The organism is Actinomadura graeca (assembly GCF_019175365.1).
Lineage (GTDB): Bacteria > Actinomycetota > Actinomycetes > Streptosporangiales > Streptosporangiaceae > Spirillospora > Spirillospora graeca.
Genome location: NZ_CP059572.1, coordinates 6,895,113 through 6,911,784, shown reverse-complemented (window position 1 = coordinate 6,911,784; position 16,672 = coordinate 6,895,113). Strand labels below are relative to the sequence as shown.

Sequence of the window (16,672 nt, the reverse complement as noted above, 5' to 3'; positions counted from 1 at the left end):
CTCACCGCGTCCCCCTCACCGCGTCCCCCTCACCGCGTCCCCCTCACCGCGTCCCCCTCACCGCGTCCCCCTCACCGCGTCCCCCTCACCGGGCGACCTGCTCGCGGAGCCGGTCCCGGTCGAGCTTGCGGGTGCGGCCGGAGCGGGGCAGCCCGTCCAGGACGACGATCCGGTCCGGGAGCGCGTCGTGGTCGATGACGTCGGGGAGGGCACGGCGCAGCCGGGAGGGCAGGCCGGGAGGGCCGACCACCGCGAGGACGACCTCCTCGTCCCCGGTCCCGGGGTCGGGGACGCCGACGATCGCCGCGTCCGCCACGTCCGGGAGCGCGGCGATGGCGGGCTCGTACAGGCCCGGGTAGAGGTTGAACTTGCCGCGGATCAGCATGTCCTTCTTGCGGCCGACCAGGACGAGCCGCCCCTCGTCCAGGCGCGCGAGGTCGCCGGTGGGCAGTTCGCCGCGGGGCTCGGCGCCGAGGTAGCCGCGGCAGAGGTTGGGGCCCGACAGCAGCAGCTCCCCGTCCGCGGCCAGCCGCGCGCCGACGCCGGGGAGCGGTGCGCCGAGGAGGTCGCCGCCCGCGCCGGACGCGGTGTGCGCGAGCTTGTCCCGCGCCGACGCGATGGCGACGGGCAGGATCTCCGTCATCGCGTACACCGACAGGACCTCGGCCGTCGGAGCCGCGGCGATCGCGCGCCGCAGGATCCCGGCGGGCGCGGGCGCCGCGCCGAGCAGCACGTGCCGCAGCCCCGGCGGCAGCGTCGGCGCCGCGTCCAGGATCTCGGCGAGGTGGGCGGGCACGCAGAAGGTGTGGGTGGCGCCGCGCCCGCGCAGCATCCGGGCGAAGTCCGCGGGCGCGCAGCCGGGGGGCGGCATCGACCAGCGGGCACCGGAGATCAGCGTGGGCAGCCCGAGCATGAGCTGGTCGGTGTGCACGACGTCGCCGGGGCCGAGCGGCATCCGCTCCCGGAACAGGCCGAGCGCCGCCGCGAGCGAGCCCTGGGTGTGGACGACCGCGCGCGGGTCGTCCGTGGTCCCGGAGGTGAAGATCACGGCGGCGGGCGCGCCCGGGTCGCCGTCGTCGTCCGGTTCGGGCGCAGGGCCCCGCGCCAGGGACGCGAACGACAGCGACCCGCGCGGGACGCCCGGCAGGCGGCGCCCGACGTGGACGTGCGACATCGGCCCCCCGCCGGGCACCTCCAGGTCACCGAGGTCCGGCAGGAGCAGCCCGCGCCGCCGCGCGTACGCCCGCACCGGCCGCAGCCTGCTGCCCGCGTACAGGACCGACTCGGCCGCCGACCAGCGCGGGCGGGCCAGCCGCAGCCGCGCGGTGAACATCGCGGGCCCGGCCCCGGGGTCGGCGAACACCACGACGCCGCCCGCCGCGACGACCGCCAGCGCCAGGACGAGCGACTCCGGCGAGGGCCGCACCGAGAACAGGACCCCGTCCCCCGGCGCGAGCCCGCCCGACAGCAGCCCGTGGCGGACGGCGAGGACCCGCCGCCGCAGTTCCCCGTAGGTCAGCTCCGCGCCGTCCCCGGCGACGAGGGCGACGTGGCCGGGCGTGCGCCCCGCCTGGTCCAGCAGGGCCCGGATCAGTGTCACGGCGCGCTCCCCTCCGAGCGGACGGCCAGGTGCCGGTAGGTCGGGATCAGCACGTCGCGGGCGGCGGCGCGGCGGGTGATCCGCAGCGGCGTGGCGGCGAGCAGGGTGCGGGCGACCAGCCGGATCTCGGCCATGGCGAGCGGATAGCCGATGCAGAAGTGCGGGCCCGCGCCGAACCACAGGCGGCGCAGCTCGGGCGGGTGCGGCCGGTCGAGGTCGAACGGGCCGAGGGCGCGGCAGCAGTTGTGCGTGGCGATGAGGACGCGGTCGCCCGGCCGGACCGCGACCCCGGCCACGGCGGCGGGGCGGTGGACGCTGCGCAGCATGACCGGCGTCGGGGTCGCCGCGCGCATGGCCTCCTCGACGGCCCGGTCGAGGAGGCCGCCGGGGTCGGCGGCGACGCGGCCGAGCTGCCCGGAGTCGGCGAGGAGGGCGATCAGGCGGGGCAGCAGCGTCGCGACGGTCTCGGTGCCGGTGAGGAAGAACGCCCCGGCGGCGCCGCGCGCCTCGTCCGGGGACAGGCCGAGGGCGCGCATCCGCCCCATCACGGTGGTCTCGTCCCCGGCGGCGTAGGACGCGGCGGCGATGTCGCCGAGCGGGTCCAGCACCGCGCGGGCCCGCGCCACCTGCGGCGGGGAGAGCCGGCGCGTCCGCAGCGAGATCATCGAGACGATCCGCTCGCCGCGCTCGAACAGGGCGCGGTAGGCCGCCTCGTCCCGCGCGTCCAGGCCGATGACCTCGCCGATCACCGCGCCGGCCATGACGCGGGAGGCGTCGACCAGGTCGACGGCCGCGCCGCGCGCCAGCCGGTCGGCGAGCCGCTCCAGCGGCGCGGACAGCACGCGGGAGCACAGCGCCGCAGCGTAGGACGGCGTGAACAGGTCGGCCAGGCGGCGGCGGAGCGCGCGGTGCGCGTCGCCTTCCATGTTGAGCAGGACGGACGGGCCGAGCACCGGCGTCCACAGTTCGGCCGGGGAGCCCGGCCCGTCCTTGCGGAACGTCTCCCCGTCCATGAGGACGGCGCGGGCCGCGGCCGCGTCGTTGACCACCACGCCGACGCCCGGGACGCGCACGGCGGGGCCGCGGCGGGCGATGCCGCGCAGCAGCGGGTACGCGACCGGGTGCGCGGCCAGGTAGAGCCGCCGTTCCCAGGCGGCGGCACGGTCCCCGGTGAGCACGGGGCGTCCACGGCGTGCACGCGATTCGACGGCGTTCACCGGATGTCCACGACGGCCGGGCGGTAACGGTGGTCGGCGTACCAGCCGAGCGTCCTGACCAGCCCGAACGCGCGCAGACGCCGGACGGAGCCGTAGACGGCCACGTCCTCGCGCAGCCCGTAGGCCGACGTCAGGCGCCGGACGCGGTTGACCAGCGCCCGGTCCTCGTGGACGTCCTCGATGCGGGTGCGCGGGAAGCCGCCCGCGCGCTCGTACAGCCCGGCGGTGATCGCGACGTTGCAGCCGGGCATCATCACGTACGGGCCGAGGAAGGACGGGTCCTGGTTGCCGGGCCGGAACCGCCCGAACAGCGCGGCGACGTCGATCACGGCGGGCAGCAGGCGCCGCTCCCAGAACTTGAGCGGGAACTCGTCGGTGCGGGGGCGCAGCGGGCCGGACACCATCTCCAGGCCCTCGCCGAAGGCCCGCTTCACCGCCGCCACCCAGCCGCGGTCCGGCAGGCAGTCGGCGTCGGTGCGGGCGATGTGCGTCGCGCCCGCGGCGATGGCGTGCCGGACGCCGGTGTCGGCGGCGGCGCCGGTGCCCTTCTCCGGCTCCGCGACGATCCGGACGTCCATCGACGGGTGCCCGGCGGCGAACTCCCGGACGACCCGCGCGGTCCCGTCGGTGCTGCCGTTGTCGACCACCACGAGCGCGAAGCCGGTGTCGGTCTGCCCGGCGAGGCGCCGCAGCGTCGCGCCGATCGAGCGCTCCTCGTCGTAGGCGGGGATGACGACCCACAGCCGCATGGTCACCCTGTCGGTCACAGCGCGCCCGCTCACAGCTCGGCGAAGACGACGCCGAGGCTGATGCCCCCGGCGAGCCCGGCCAGCGCGATCCGGTCGCCCGGCCGGCAGCGGCCCTCGGCGAGCGCGGTCGCGAGCTGGAGCGGCAGGCTCGCCGAGGCGGTGTTGCCGTGCTCGGGGAGCGTGACGACCAGCCGGTCCGCCGGGATGCCGAGCGTCGCCCGCAGCGTCTCCAGGTACGGCAGGGTCACCTGGTGGACGGCGATGACCGCGAAGTCGTCCCAGGCCAGCCCGGTCTTCTTCAGCGCGGTGTCGAACAGCTCGGGGCCACCGGCGACGAACGCGTCCTTCAGCCGACGCCCGTCGCCGCTGAAGTAGCCGCGCTCGGGGTCGCGCGGGTGCATCGACCCGCCACCCGGGAGCGTTCCGATCCGCCAGGCGCTGGAGACGGCCGCGAAGTCGCGGTAGAAGATCCCGCCGTCCGGGGCGGCCTCCACGAGCATCGCGGCGCCGCCGTCGGAGAGGGTGTAGCCGGCGAACGCGTCCGCGAACTGCGCGCGGTCGCGGACCTTCCACCGGATCGCGCGGGACGGGCTCTCCCCCGTGCACACCAGCACGCGCTCGTGCTGGCCCGTGCGGATCAGCGCGTCCGCCATCTGGAGGCCGTTCAGGAAGCTGTTGCACGCGTTCTTGACGTCGAACACCGGGCACGCGGCGCCGAGCTTGGCGGCGACGATGTGCGCCGTGGCGGGCTCGACGAGGTCCTGGGACGCCGAGCCGAAGATCAGCAGATCGAGGTTCCCGGGGACGGCGCCGCGTTCGCCGAGGACGCGGCGCGCGGCGGCGACGGCCAGGTCGGACGCCTGCTCGTCGTCGCGCATGACGTGCCGTCGGCGGATGCCGGTCAGCCGCTCGACGATCGTCGGCGGCGGCCGGTAGCCGCCGCCCCCGGATCCGGGCGGGACGGCGCTCTCGGCCGCGATCCTGGCCTCGACCTCGGCGCTGGTGACGGTCCGCGCGGGCAGGTGCGCCGCGACGGCCGTGATGCGGGCTCTCATGGGTGTCCCCCGGTTCCTCGTGCTCCGTGGACGGCGGCGCGGCGGCGGCCCCGTCCGCCCGTCCGGCCGCCTCGTGCCTGGTCGGACCAAGGTTCGCCGACCCCTGCCGTCCCCGGACAGGGAGACCTTACGGAACATCCCATGGGCGTTGTAACCCGGTTCGCCGTGAGTACTACCACTCATCCGGTTCATAGGCCATCGCGGTGTCGGGACGGCCGCGCCGCCCGGCACAATCGCGGAGTGACCAGCACAAGGACCAAGAACGCGGCCCGGCACGAAGCGCGCCTGCTCTGGCAGGGCAACCGCGGGCTCTACGCGCTCCTCCAGGCGGCCAGGCACACGGGCCCGATCACGCGCGTGCCACGGCTCGGCTGGGTGGTGACCGATCCCGTCCTGGCGCGCCGCGTCCTCAACGACCACGACCGCTTCGGGATGAACGGGGAGGGCGGCGTCGGGCATCTGTGGACGCAGCTGTTCGGCGACGAGATGGCGCAGTTCTTCGGCGGCGCCCGGCACGCGGAGGTCCGCACCCGCGCCCGCGGCCTGTTCACCGAGGACGCCGCCCGTGACCTGGTCGAACGCTCCCAGGGGAGGCATCACGCCGAGCTGGCCCGGCGGCTGGCCGCCGGCGGCACCGTGGACGTCGCCGACGCGGCCCGCGTCCTGGCCGGGCGGATGGTCGCCGACCTGCTCGGCCTGCCCGCGGACCGCCCGGACCGCGCGTACCGGGACCTGTTCGGCGCGGGCGAGCGGCTCGCCGGGCTGGCCCTCGGCACCACCGCCTCGACCGGCCTCGACCCGGCGACGATCGCGCGGGCCCGCGCGATCGTGGACGAGATCACCACCGGGGTGCCGCGCGGCTACGCGGACGGCGGGCCCGGCACCCTCCTCGGGCGCTGCCGCGCGATGGGCCTCGGCCTGCCCCTGGCGCGCGGGCTCGCCACCCTGCTGGTGATCGCGGGCACCGAGACCGGCGCGTCCGGGACGGTCCGCACGGTCGCGCTGCTCCACGACACCGGCCAGCAGCGGGCCCTGCTCGCCGACCCGTCACTGAGGGAGGGCGCCGTGCGCGAGGGCCTGCGCGTCGCCGCCCCCGCGCCGGTGATCGGCCGGCACGTCGCCCGCGACGCCGTCGTGGACGGCCGGAGGCTCCGCGCGGGCGACCGGGTCCTCCTGCTGACCTACCTCGCCACCAACGGCGCCGGGCCGTTCGACGTCCACCGCGCGTACGTCCCCGAGACCCGGCAGCTGTGGTTCGGCGGCGGGAGGCACCTCTGCCTGGGCGCCGCCGTGGCCCGCACGCAGGTCGCGCGGATGCTGTCGACGCTGCACTCCGGCGGGCGCCCGTACCGGATCGTGTCCCGGCGCGCGGCACGCCGCGTCCTGGTGCCGTCGTACGCGGAGCTGCGCGTGACGCTCGCGCGCGGCTGACACCCGGTCCCCCCGGGCGCCGGGCTCGCGGGTCAGACGCGGACGGTCTGCTCACAGCCCTGGTCACGCCGGACCGGGCCGGACTGGTCGTAGGGGTCCACCGGCTTCCCGGTCGGCGTCCCGCCGGGCGTCCCCGGGTACAGCGGGTGGACGAAACCGTCGCCGTAGTCGCAGGCGGACGGCGCTGACGAGGTGTCGGTCCCGGTGACCCACAGCCTCACCGTCCCGCCCTCGCGGTGGACGAACACCTCGGTCACCCTCCGGACCACCTCGCGGATCACCGTCTCGGGCCGCCCGGGACTCCGGACCGCGTACACGAACAGGTGGTCGGCCTTCACCAGCACCCCGTCCGCGCCCCGCTCGGACGCCTCGCCCGCTGTCGCCGTCCCGTGCACCTTGACGGTCTCGGCGGCCTGCTCGGCGGTGCCCGCGGCGAAGCTCGTCAGCCAGCCCCGGGTGTTGCCCTCGCCCGCGCGGTCGAGGTTCGCGCGGAAGTCGCGGCGCTGCCCGGGGTGGAGCAGTGCCGCGAACGCGTCGGGGCTGCGGCCGAAGACGGTGCCGGGGTCGAGGTTCGCGGCGGCGATCAGCTTGCGGACGCGGCCGTAGGCGAGCGCCAGGTCGGCGGCCGACAGCCCGTTCATCGCCCGTGGCCCGGGCATCCGCAGGCCCGCCTCACCGTCGGCGTAGGAGGCGGCGGGCGACCCGGCGAACGGGTCGGCGGGCGGGACGCCGCCGGTCGGGGCGGGCACGGGGACGATCGCCGGTGGCGCGGGGAGGGCGGCGGGGTCGCCGGGGCGATTCCACCACCACAGCCCGGTCGAGACCAGCAGCAGCACCAGCACCCCGGCGATCACCTGGACTACGGCCCCGCGGTGGCTCGGCTCGTGGAACTCGCGCCGCCGCGCCCGCCCGAGGCGGCGGCGGGCCCGGTGCCGCCTGCGCTCGGCCCGGCGCGCGCGGACCCGCTCGATCCGCCCGGGTGCCCTGGCGCGTTCGCGCGCGGACGGCTCGATGAACGCGGCGCCCCTGATGAAGTCGTCGTCGAACACGGGCTCGTCGGCATCTGCGGACATCTCGGGCTCTCTCCGGCGCGGGGGGGAGGGTGAGCCCAGGCTAACCGACCTTCCGCGCCTCACGCCGGGACGAGACGAGGTGGCCCCACCCGCGAGGGAGGACGGTCAGCTGACACCCGAGGACCTCGGCGGAGAGGGTGTGGAGCATCCCCGTCCCCCTCCCCGGCAACCCGCTCGGCGGCACGATCGTGGACGCGCTGGAGACCTCCCGCGGTCCCGAGGCGTCCGGCGCCTGGGTGGCCATGTGGCCGCCCTCCGCCGCGCAGGCGCGATGAGGACGACCTGCCCGACGCGGATCCGCTCGGCGATTTCCCCGGCTCACTGGAAAAGATCTCCGCGCTGCGCGTGACCGAGGTGCTGCCCGCGCGCCAATACCGCTTCGGCGATCTTTCCGGGTGCGCCCGGGAGATCATCGCGCATCATGAGGAACGCTTGGCGGAAGTCGCCGCCCTGCCGTCGGACTCCCCATTTGCCCTTGGGATCTCACCGCGATTCTGAGCTGGCGGGCATCCGTGCGCCGAAATGGCTTTATGGCTCGTCGCATGGGGACCGGTGAGGCGGCGGCCCGTCTGCGCACCCCGGAGGACCGGGGCATCGCCCGCCGCGCGGGCACGGGCGATCTCCTCCGCCACTCCCGTCCCTGAGGGCGGCGGGATCGATCCGCTGCCCTTTCAGCCACTCCTGATCCGCCACCGTCCAGCCCGGTGGGACGTTCCCGTCCCGACGCCACGGCCGCCGCCGGACGGCGGTTCTCACGACATCGGCCAAGGCGTACAGGAGAAGCGCCACGACGATCATTTTGAAATACGTGACGGCACCCCCGCTCTTTCGGCGATGCTCGAAGACGATACGCCTTTCGAGCGCGCGAAAAGAGACCCGTGTCCGCGTTGTTCCCCGGCGGGACGCAGAGGCGGCCGGAGGCGGCCGCAACCCGTCAGCCAGAGCCATTGACAGATGCCCGGAGGACCGCTCCCGGCGCGCTACCCGGCGGCGGGTTTGGTCTTGGAGAGCCAGTGCGCGGCCTCGCCGGGGTCCAGGGCGCGGTCGAGGGTGAGGACCGGCCGCATCAGCACGTAGGTGCGGCCCGCCTCCCACGTCTTCGGGGACGGCTCGGGCCCGGCGACGATGACCCGCCTGCCCTCGACCTGCGGGATGTCGGACGGCCTGCCCTCGGCCGGGATCGGCGCGCCGTGGGCGTCGGTGAGCGCGAGCCGCACCTTGACGCCCCCTTCGGGACGGGTCTCGCCGTCGGTCGCGGCGATCACCCACTCCGGGGCGGGCGCCTCGCCCTCCATGAGGCCGTCGCCGATGAGCGTCGCGGCGAGCAGGATCGTGAGCTGGGCGTTGTCGCCGATGCCGCCGATGGTCATCTCGTAGCCGCGGCCGCCCGCGCGGTCGAGGACGATCACGGTCTCGCCGTCCAGCACCCGCAGCAGCCCGTCCAGCAGGGCGGCGGCGGGGACGCGCCCGGACGCCGCCTCGACGGCGCGCACGAGGACGTCGCGGTGGGGCAGGTCGGCGCGCACCTCCGGACGCTGGAGCGGGACGATCACACCCCGCGCCCAGGTGCCGACGGAGAACCACGCCTCGGTGGCGTGCCCCGCCTCCTCGGGGGGCAGCGACAGCCGCTCGTGGTCGGCGTTGAGCAGCTCCAGCACCTCGCCGATCTGCGCGATGTCCTCGGGGGACGGCAGGCCCTCGCCTCCCGCGCTCTCCCACAGCTCCGGGAAGCGCGCGGCCGACTCCAGGCCCTCGGCGACACGCGGGACCAGGGCGTCCAGGCCGATCGCCGTGTCGGCGCCGAGGTCCATCAGCTCACCGGCCAGGATCGCCAGCTCGGGGCCCTCGCCGAGGGGGGCGTCGGCGATGGCCTCGGCGAGGACGACCAGGCCGTCCGTCAGCTCGGCGGGGTCGGCGTGGTGCGAGCGGAGGATCGCGAGGTCGTGTGCGAGGCCCGCGCCGTCCCAGTCGTGGCGCCGGGTCGTCCGGACGAGGTCGGCGCAGTGGTCCGGGAGCGCGCCTTGATTCCCTAGCATCGGCGCATCGTAGCCAGCGGCGGGGCGGGCGGAGCCCCGGCCGCGGGCATTGGGCACTAATCCGCAAGCCGGCGTCCGCCGAAGCGGCTCTGGAGGTCCCGGTCCACCTCCGCGAAGCCGCGCGCCTTCGTCTCCGGGACGAACCGGGCGGTGAAGAGCAGCCCGAGCATGGAGATGGCCGCGAACACCCAGAACGTCTCGCCCTCGCCGATGAGCCCGACGGCCGGCAGGAACACCAGGCTCACCGTGAAGTTCGACGCCCAGTTCACGGCCGTGCAGGCGCTCGCGCCCGTGGCGCTCGCCGAGGGCGGGAAGATCTCGCCGATCAGCGTCCAGAACACCGGCCCGACCCCGCCGGCGTACCCGGCGATGTAGAGGACCATGAACAGCAGCGCGAGGACCGGGGCCCAGCCCGCCACGAACGCCAGGCCGAGCAGGCCCATCGTGACGACCATCGCCGCGAACGACCACAGCAGCAGGTCGCGGCGCCCGGATCGGTCGATCAGCCGGATCGCCACCAGGGTCATCACGAGGTTGATCACCCCGATCGCGATCGAGTAGACGATGGCGTTGGACGCGGTCAGCCCCGTCCGCTCGATGATCGTCGGCGCGTAGTAGATGATCGTGTTGATGCCGCCGAACTGCTGCCCGGCGGCCAGCGCGAGGCCGACGACCAGCGCGGGCCTGACGCGGCGGGTCCGCAGCGCGCGCCATCCGGCCGTCTCCTCGCCCGGCGGCGCGCCCGGGTCCGAGGCGGCCCGGTCCCGCTCGCGCCGCTCGATCAGCCGGTCGGCGGTCGCCTCGTCGCTCACCGACGCGACCAGGGAGCGCGCCTCCGCGCGCCGCCCGTGCGCCAGCAGCCACTCGGGCGACTCCGGCAGCGCCCACAGCGCCGACGCGACCATCACCAGCGCGGGCACCGCGCCGACGCCGATCATCGCCCGCCACGTCCCGCCGCCGGAGAAGGCCAGGTTGACCAGGTACGCGACGAGGATCCCGAGCGTGATCATCAGCTGGTTGAGGGTGAGCAGCCGGCCCCGGACCTCCTTCGGGGAGATCTCCGCCAGGTAGGGCGGGACGGTCGCCGACGCCGCCCCCACCGCCAGCCCGAGCACCAGCCGCCCCGCGATGAGCGTCCAGTAGCCGGTCGACAGGACGGCGACGACGGTGCCCACGAGGAAGACCGCGCCCTCCAGGCAGAAGATCCGGCGGCGGCCGATCCGGTCGGCGAGCCGCCCGGAGCCGAGCGCCCCGGCCATCGCGCCGAGGACGAGCACGCTCACCACACTGCCCTGCTGGAAGGAGTCCAGGTCGAAGTCGTCCTTGATGAACAGCAGGGCGCCGGAGATGACCCCGGTGTCGAAGCCGAACAGGAAGCCGCCGACCGCGATCAGGACGGCGTGGAACCGGATCCTGCGGAGCCCGGCGGGCGAGACGCCCTCCACGGGGCCCTGGGCGATCGGGGCGCTGGAGTATCCCTGCATGCCTGGTCCCCCTTGGTCATGCCCGCAGGTCGACCACGACCTTGATGTCGTCCTCGTCCTTGTGCAGGCCGTCGGAGAACCCCTCCATCGGGACCCTCCTGGTGATCAGCCGGTCCAGCCAGCCGGGATCGGCCTTCGCCAGGGCCCCGGCCGCCTGCTCGAAGTTGCGGCGCCCGGCGTTGACCGTCCCGAGCATCACGATGTTCTCCAGCACCAGGTCCCGGTTGATCCGGTCGGCGCCCAGCGGCACCCGGCCCGCGTCCGGCGAGATTCCGGTCAGGCAGATCACCGCGCCCGGCGCGACCATCTCGACGAGCCCGAAGACCAGCGGCCCGTGGCCGGTGCACTCGATCACCACGTCGGGTGCGATGCCGGTGTCACGGACGTCGCCGGTGTGGAAGGCCGCGCCGAGGCCGGTCACGAGGGCGCGCTTGGCCGGGCTGTCGCGGATGTCGGCGACGTGGACCTCCAGCCCGCGCTGGACGGCCATCAGCGCCGCGAACAGCCCGATCGGGCCGGCGCCGGTCACCAGCGCCACCCGGGGCCGCCACGAGGCCCGCGCGAGGACGTGCTCGATCTGCTCCCACGCCTTGGCGAGCACCGACGCGGGCTCCAGCAGGACGCCGCGGTCACCGAGCCCAGGGTCCAGCTTGACGGCGTACTCCGCCTCGGTCAGCCAGCGCTGCGCGCCGAACCCGTCCAGTTCTCTGATGCCGCGCTCGGTGTACCGGCCGTTGCGGCAGAAGTCGGCCTCGCCGTGCGCGCAGGGCGTGCACGGGACGGGGTCGGGCCGCCGGACGACGCCGACGACCAGGTCGCCCTCCTCGAACGGGGCGTAGGGCGGCGCGGCCAGCACCCGGCCGAGCGACTCGTGCCCGATCACGAGCCGGTCGCGTCCGGGCGGAACCCAGCCGTAGCCCTCGCCCTCGACGATGTCGTAGTCGGTGCCGCAGATGCCGAGCAGCGACCCCTCGACCAGCAGGTCCCCGGGGCCCGGGACGGGGTCGGGCCGCTCCTCGACCCGGACCTGGTCGGGACGGCCGGGGACCACGGTGAGCGCCTTCATTCCGCCGTCCCTTCGCGGTCGGTCAGTACCGGGCGTGCCTTCCCCTGCCGGGGCACTCATTCCTGACTTCCCTGAGTGATACGGAAAACACACCCAGTAATAGGTCATTGGTGGGCCGAGGGGTGAACCATTGACAATCAATGACAGCCGACCGGTGTCAACGGCCACACCCGGGGGTGCGGACAGGATTACTTCCCTGGACAGAGCCCTAATGAGACTCCAGTCTCATGTGAGAACCAGCTCTACCAGGCAAGCGCTCAATCAGGCGCGACCGGAGGCTCGTCCATGGCCGTCGACATCCGCTCCGTCCCCGCCCGGTCCCCCCGGGCGCCTGAGATCGACGTCATCGACCCGGGCGTCTACGAGCGCGGCGGCATCCCCCACCGGCAGTTCGCGTGGCTGCGCGACAACGACCCCGTCCACTGGCACCCCGACCCCAACGACGGCGTGCCCGGCTTCTGGGCGGTGACCCGGCACGCGGACGTCGTCCATGTGTCGCGGCACCCCGAGCTGTTCTCCTCCCACGCGCGGACGGCGATGTTCGAGGAGTTCGCCGACGACGACATCGCCCTCTACGGGCAGATGATGCTGTTCCAGGACCCACCCGGCCACGCCCGGCTCCGTGGCATGGTCAACAAGGGGTTCACGCCCCGGATGATCGCCCGGCTCCAGGACCACGTCCGCGGGATCTGCGACCGGCTGATCGACGAGGCGGCCGCGCTCGGCGAGTGCGACTTCGTGGAGCACGTCGCCGCGCCGCTGCCGCTGTACACGATCTGCGAGCTGCTCGGCGCGCCGCTGGAGGAGCGCGAGCAGATCTTCCGCTGGTCCAACCGGCTCGTCGCGTTCAACGACCCCGAGTTCATCGGCGACCGGGCGGAGTCGCAGCTGTGCGCCGCCGAGTTCGCCGGATGGGCGGGCGAGCTGGCACGCGACCGCGCGGCCACCCCGCGGGACGACATCGTGACCAGGCTCCTGCGACCCGGCGCGGACGGGACGCGCCTCACCGAGGAGGAGTTCCAGCTCTTCGTGATCATGCTGTCGATCGCCGGCAACGAGACCACCCGGACGGCGACGGCGGGCGGCATGCAGGCGTTCTTCCAGCACCCCGACCAGTGGGAGCGGCTGCGGGCCGACCGGAGCCTGCTGCCCACGGCGGTCGAGGAGATCGTCCGCTGGGTGACCCCCGTCAACCTGTTCCGCCGGACGGCGCTCGCCGACACCGAGCTGGGCGGAAGGCGGATCGGCGCCGGTGACAAGGTCGTCCTGTTCTACGGCTCGGCCAACCGGGACGAGCGGGTCTTCGACGACCCGTTCTCCTTCGACGCCGGCCGCGACCCGAACCTCCACCTCGGCTTCGGCGGCGGCGGGCCCCACTTCTGCCTCGGCACCCACCTCGCCCGGCTGAACCTGAGGATCGTGTTCGAGGCGATCCTCGACCGGATGCCCGACATCCGCCCCGCGGGCCCGGCCCGCAGGCTCCGCTCCAACTTCGTCAACGGGCTCAAGGAACTGCCGGTCGCCTTCACCTCGTCCGCCCCGAAGCGGGCCTGACCTCCCGGCCTGCGGAAAGGTGCAGGTTACACCCGCGGACGCCCGCCGGGGCCGGGGCCGAAGTGCGATCGAGAACACTTTTGGACGCCGTGCCCAATATGGAACTGAGCGGTAACGTGCGGAGGCCAGGGTCGAGTTTCATCGACACCTTCACGGGGATGCCCGGTGCGTGTGCGACGGGCGTCCCGCGACCGACGGGAGTGGTGCGTGACCAGAGGCCGACGTGGCTGAGGCAGGCGGGGCGGGCCGTCCCTTGCGGGTGGCGCTGCTGTCGTACCGGAGCAAGCCGCACTGCGGCGGCCAAGGCGTCTACCTCCGGCATCTGAGCCGCGAGCTGGCCGACCTCGGACACACCGTGGAGGTCCTGTCCGGGCAGCCCTATCCCGAACTCGACCGCGACGAGATCACGCTGACCCGGATCCCGAGCCTCGACCTCTACCGGGACGAGGACCCCTTCCGCACCCCGGCGCTCGCCGAGTTCCGCGACTGGATCGACGTCCTGGAGTTCGCCCACATGCGGACGGGCGGCTTCCCCGAGCCCCTCACCTTCAGCCTGCGCGTGCTGCGCGCCCTCCGCGCCCGCCGCCACGACTTCGACGTGGTGCACGACAACCAGGTCCTCGGCCTCGGCAACCTCGGCATCACCCGGCTCGGGCTGCCGCTCGTCACGAGCATCCACCACCCGATCAGCGTCGACCGCCGCATCGAGCTGGAGGCCGCCCGGGGGCTGAAGCAGAAGCTCGGCAAACGCCGCTGGTACGGGTTCGTCGCGATGCAGTCGCAGGTGGCGCGGCGGATCGGGCCGGTGCTGACCGTCTCCGGGTCGTCCAAGACCGACATCGTCAAGGACTTCAAGGTCCGTCCCCGCGACATCGAGATCCTGCCGCTCGGCGTCGACACCCGCGTCTTCCACCCGCGCGGCGACCGCGTCCCCGGCCGGATCGTCGCGATGGCCAGCGCCGACGCGCCGATCAAGGGCGTGGACGTGCTGCTGCGCGCGGTCGCCAAGGTCGCCACCGAACGCGACGTCCACGTGATCGTCGTCAGCCGCCCCCAGAAGGACGGCCCCACCGAGCGGCTCGCCCGGGAACTGGCCCTCGGCGAGCGCGTGCGGTTCGTGTCCGGCATCAGCGACGAGGAGCTCGGCGCGCTGATGGCCTCGGCGGAGACGGCCGTCGTCCCGTCCCGCTACGAGGGGTTCTCGCTGCCCGCCGTCGAGCACATGGCGTCCGGGACGCCGCTGGTCGCCAGCCGCGCCGGTGCGCTGCCCGAGGTCGTCGGCGACGCGGGCGTCCTGGTCCCTCCCGGCGACGCCGAGGAACTCGCCGCGACCCTGCGCCGCCTGCACGACTCCGCCGAGGAGCGCGCGCGTGTCGGCGCCGCCGGTCTCGCCCGCGTCCAGGAACGCTTCGCCTGGCCCGCCGTGGCACAGGCCACGGTCGAGCACTACCGCGCCGCCATCGAGCGGCGGTCCCCCCGGCGGTAGGCACAGCGAGGGGCCGCATCGGCGGATCCCTCTGTACGGAAGGAGCACGATCCTGCTGACCGTGGATTTCCAGCGGTTCCGCGTGACCCCCGGAGACCGCGTCCTCGACATGGGCTGCGGCGCCGGGCGGCACGCCTTCGAGCTGTACCGCAGGGGCGCCGACGTCGTGGCCTTCGACCAGGACGCCGGCGAGCTGGACGGCGTCGAGAAGATGTTCGCGGCCATGCGCCTGGAGGGCGAGGTGCCCGAGGACGCCGCCGCGGAGACCGTCCAGGGCGACGCGCTCGACCTGCCGTTCCCCGACGACCACTTCGACGGGATCGTCGCGTCCGAGGTGCTGGAGCACATCCCCGACGACATGCGGGCGATGCGGGAGCTGCTGCGCGTCCTGAAACCCGGCGGCAGGCTCGCGGTGACCGTGCCGAGCTGGCTGCCCGAGCGGGTCTGCTGGGCGCTGTCGGAGGACTACCACACCGCCCCAGGCGGGCACGTGCGGATCTACACCCGCGCCGAGCTGGAGGCCAAGCTGAAGGCGACCGGCTTCAAGGTCGGCGGCCACCACCACGCGCACGGGCTGCACGCCCCCTACTGGTGGATCAAGTGCGCCGTCGGCGTGGACAACGACGGCAACCCCCTCGCCAAGGCGTACCACCGGCTCCTCGTCTGGGACATCATGAACCGGCCGCTCGCCACCCGGCTGGCCGAGCGCGTCATGAACCCCCTGATCGGCAAGAGCGTCGTCGTCTACCTCACCAAGCCCGCGACCCCGGACGGTCCCGTCCCCGCCAAGGAGACGGCGGATGCGCTCTGACGCCGTCCCGCCTTCGGTCCCGGGGGTCGTGACCAGGGACGGCGTCGTCGCGACGGCCCGCAGCATCGCCGCGCAGCAGGAGGACTCGGGCGCGATCCCCTGGTTCTCCCCCACCGCGGGCGTCCCCGGCCACGTCGACGCCTGGAACCACGTCGAGGCCGCGATGGCCCTCACCTCCGCCGGGCTCCGCGCGGAGTCCCGGCGCGCCTACGAGTGGCTGCGCGGCGTCCAGCGCCCCGACGGGTCGTGGCCCGCGAAATGGGTGCTGGGCGAGGTCACCGAGCCGGGCGGGGAGTCCAACCACGCCGCCTACGTCGCAGTGGGCGTCTGGCACGAGCTGCTGATGACCGGCGACGGCGACTTCGCGCGCCGCATGTGGCCGACCGTCCGGCGGGCGGTCGACTTCGCCCTCGGCCTCCAGACCCGCCGCGGCGAGATCATCTGGATCCGCGGCGAGGACGGCGCCCCCGCCGACCACGCGCTGCTGACCGGCTGCTCGTCGATCTACCAGTCGCTGCGGTGCGCGGTCGCGCTGGCCGAGCACCTCGGCGAGCACCAGCCGGGCTGGGAACTCGCCGCCGACCAGCTCGGCCACGTCGTCGCCGCCCACCCGGAGGCGTTCGCCGACAAGAGCCGCTGGTCGATGGACTGGTACTACCCGGTGCTCGGCGGCCCCGTCCGCGGCGAGACCGCCGCACGGCGCCTCGCGGAGCGCTGGGACACCTTCGTCGTCCCGGGCCTCGGCTGCCGCTGCGTGTCCGACCAGCCGTGGGTCACGGCGGCGGAGAGCTGCGAGCTGGTGATGGCCCTGGACGCGGCCGGCGACCGCGACCGCGCCCTGGAGCTGTTCGCCTCCATCCAGCACTTGCGCCACGACGACGGCTCGTACTGGACGGGCTGGCAGTTCGAGCACCGCCGCCACTTCCCCGGCGACCGCTCCACCTACACGGCCGCCGCGGTCGTACTGGCGGCGGACGCCCTGGAGGGCGCCTCCCCCGGCTCCCGCCTCTTCAAGGAGATCGCCGGGCGGCCCCTGGGCCCCTGCGACGCGTCCGACCCCCTGGCCTGCGGCTGCGCCCTGGTCGCGACTGCCCGCCGCTGACGGGCCGG

The 16,672-nt window shown here is 74.5% G+C and carries 15 protein-coding genes; 7 read left to right on the top strand and 8 right to left on the bottom strand.

Going from position 1 to position 16,672, the window contains the following annotated elements:
- Positions 1-85: 85 nt before the first annotated feature.
- From AGRA3207_RS30695 to AGRA3207_RS30680, 4 genes are read right to left on the bottom strand one after another with little or no spacing between them, the layout of a single operon-like run.
- Complete coding sequence (locus AGRA3207_RS30695) at positions 86-1,600, bottom strand: class I adenylate-forming enzyme family protein (RefSeq protein WP_231330617.1); 1,515 nt, start codon at positions 1,598-1,600, stop codon at positions 86-88.
- Positions 1,597-2,778 carry a cytochrome P450 gene (locus AGRA3207_RS30690; RefSeq protein ID WP_231330616.1) on the bottom strand — a complete coding sequence of 394 codons (1,182 nt, stop codon included), beginning with the start codon at positions 2,776-2,778 and terminating at the stop codon, positions 1,597-1,599. The genes AGRA3207_RS30695 and AGRA3207_RS30690 overlap by 4 nt, the downstream gene beginning before the upstream one ends.
- Positions 2,779-2,813: 35 nt before the next feature.
- Positions 2,814-3,584 carry a glycosyltransferase family 2 protein gene (locus AGRA3207_RS30685; protein WP_231330615.1) on the bottom strand — a complete coding sequence of 257 codons (771 nt, stop codon included), beginning with the start codon at positions 3,582-3,584 and terminating at the stop codon, positions 2,814-2,816.
- An 11-nt stretch (positions 3,585-3,595) separates the two neighbouring features.
- Positions 3,596-4,621: a 3-oxoacyl-ACP synthase III family protein gene (locus AGRA3207_RS30680; protein WP_231330614.1), complete on the bottom strand. Its 1,026-nt coding sequence runs from the start codon at positions 4,619-4,621 to the stop codon at positions 3,596-3,598.
- A gap of 240 nt (positions 4,622-4,861) precedes the next feature.
- Here AGRA3207_RS30680 and AGRA3207_RS30675 point away from each other — a divergent pair, with 240 nt between their 5' ends.
- Entirely contained in the window at positions 4,862-6,052 is a 1,191-nt protein-coding gene (locus tag AGRA3207_RS30675) for a cytochrome P450 (protein ID WP_231330613.1), read from the top strand.
- A gap of 32 nt (positions 6,053-6,084) precedes the next feature.
- Here AGRA3207_RS30675 and AGRA3207_RS30670 read toward each other — a convergent pair whose 3' ends face one another.
- The gene (locus AGRA3207_RS30670) at positions 6,085-7,125 is read right to left on the bottom strand and encodes an SCO2583/SCO2584 N-terminal domain-containing protein (RefSeq protein ID WP_231330612.1); all 1,041 of its coding nucleotides are present in this window, start codon (positions 7,123-7,125) and stop codon (positions 6,085-6,087) included.
- 137 nt (positions 7,126-7,262) lie between these two features.
- Between AGRA3207_RS30670 and AGRA3207_RS30665 the strand changes: the two genes are divergently transcribed.
- Positions 7,263-7,400 carry a hypothetical protein gene (locus AGRA3207_RS30665; protein ID WP_231330611.1) on the top strand — a complete coding sequence of 46 codons (138 nt, stop codon included), beginning with the start codon at positions 7,263-7,265 and terminating at the stop codon, positions 7,398-7,400.
- Positions 7,401-7,470: 70 nt separating this feature from the next.
- Entirely contained in the window at positions 7,471-7,623 is a 153-nt protein-coding gene (locus AGRA3207_RS30660) for a hypothetical protein (protein WP_231330610.1), read from the top strand.
- 482 nt (positions 7,624-8,105) lie between these two features.
- Here AGRA3207_RS30660 and AGRA3207_RS30655 read toward each other — a convergent pair whose 3' ends face one another.
- Genes AGRA3207_RS30655 through AGRA3207_RS30645 form a run of 3 tightly spaced genes read right to left on the bottom strand, consistent with a single transcriptional unit; the run spans position 8,106 to position 11,711 of the window.
- Positions 8,106-9,161, bottom strand: a complete 1,056-nt coding sequence (locus AGRA3207_RS30655; RefSeq protein WP_231330609.1) for a hypothetical protein — start codon at positions 9,159-9,161, stop codon at positions 8,106-8,108.
- 56 nt (positions 9,162-9,217) lie between these two features.
- Positions 9,218-10,645 carry a sugar porter family MFS transporter gene (locus AGRA3207_RS30650; RefSeq protein WP_231330608.1) on the bottom strand — a complete coding sequence of 476 codons (1,428 nt, stop codon included), beginning with the start codon at positions 10,643-10,645 and terminating at the stop codon, positions 9,218-9,220.
- A gap of 16 nt (positions 10,646-10,661) precedes the next feature.
- A complete protein-coding gene (locus tag AGRA3207_RS30645; protein WP_231330607.1) occupies positions 10,662-11,711 on the bottom strand; it encodes a glucose 1-dehydrogenase in 1,050 nt (349 codons plus the stop codon).
- A 285-nt stretch (positions 11,712-11,996) separates the two neighbouring features.
- Here AGRA3207_RS30645 and AGRA3207_RS30640 point away from each other — a divergent pair, with 285 nt between their 5' ends.
- From AGRA3207_RS30640 to AGRA3207_RS30625, 4 genes are all read left to right on the top strand, one after another.
- Positions 11,997-13,265, top strand: a complete 1,269-nt coding sequence (locus AGRA3207_RS30640) for a cytochrome P450 (RefSeq protein ID WP_231330606.1) — start codon at positions 11,997-11,999, stop codon at positions 13,263-13,265.
- A gap of 223 nt (positions 13,266-13,488) precedes the next feature.
- Positions 13,489-14,751, top strand: coding sequence for a glycosyltransferase family 4 protein (locus tag AGRA3207_RS30635; RefSeq protein ID WP_231330605.1), 1,263 nt, complete (start codon positions 13,489-13,491; stop codon positions 14,749-14,751).
- A gap of 52 nt (positions 14,752-14,803) precedes the next feature.
- A complete protein-coding gene (locus AGRA3207_RS30630; RefSeq protein WP_231336444.1) occupies positions 14,804-15,562 on the top strand; it encodes a class I SAM-dependent methyltransferase in 759 nt (252 codons plus the stop codon).
- Positions 15,552-16,664, top strand: a complete 1,113-nt coding sequence (locus AGRA3207_RS30625; RefSeq protein ID WP_231330604.1) for a prenyltransferase/squalene oxidase repeat-containing protein — start codon at positions 15,552-15,554, stop codon at positions 16,662-16,664. The genes AGRA3207_RS30630 and AGRA3207_RS30625 overlap by 11 nt, the downstream gene beginning before the upstream one ends.
- Positions 16,665-16,672 lie beyond the last annotated feature (8 nt).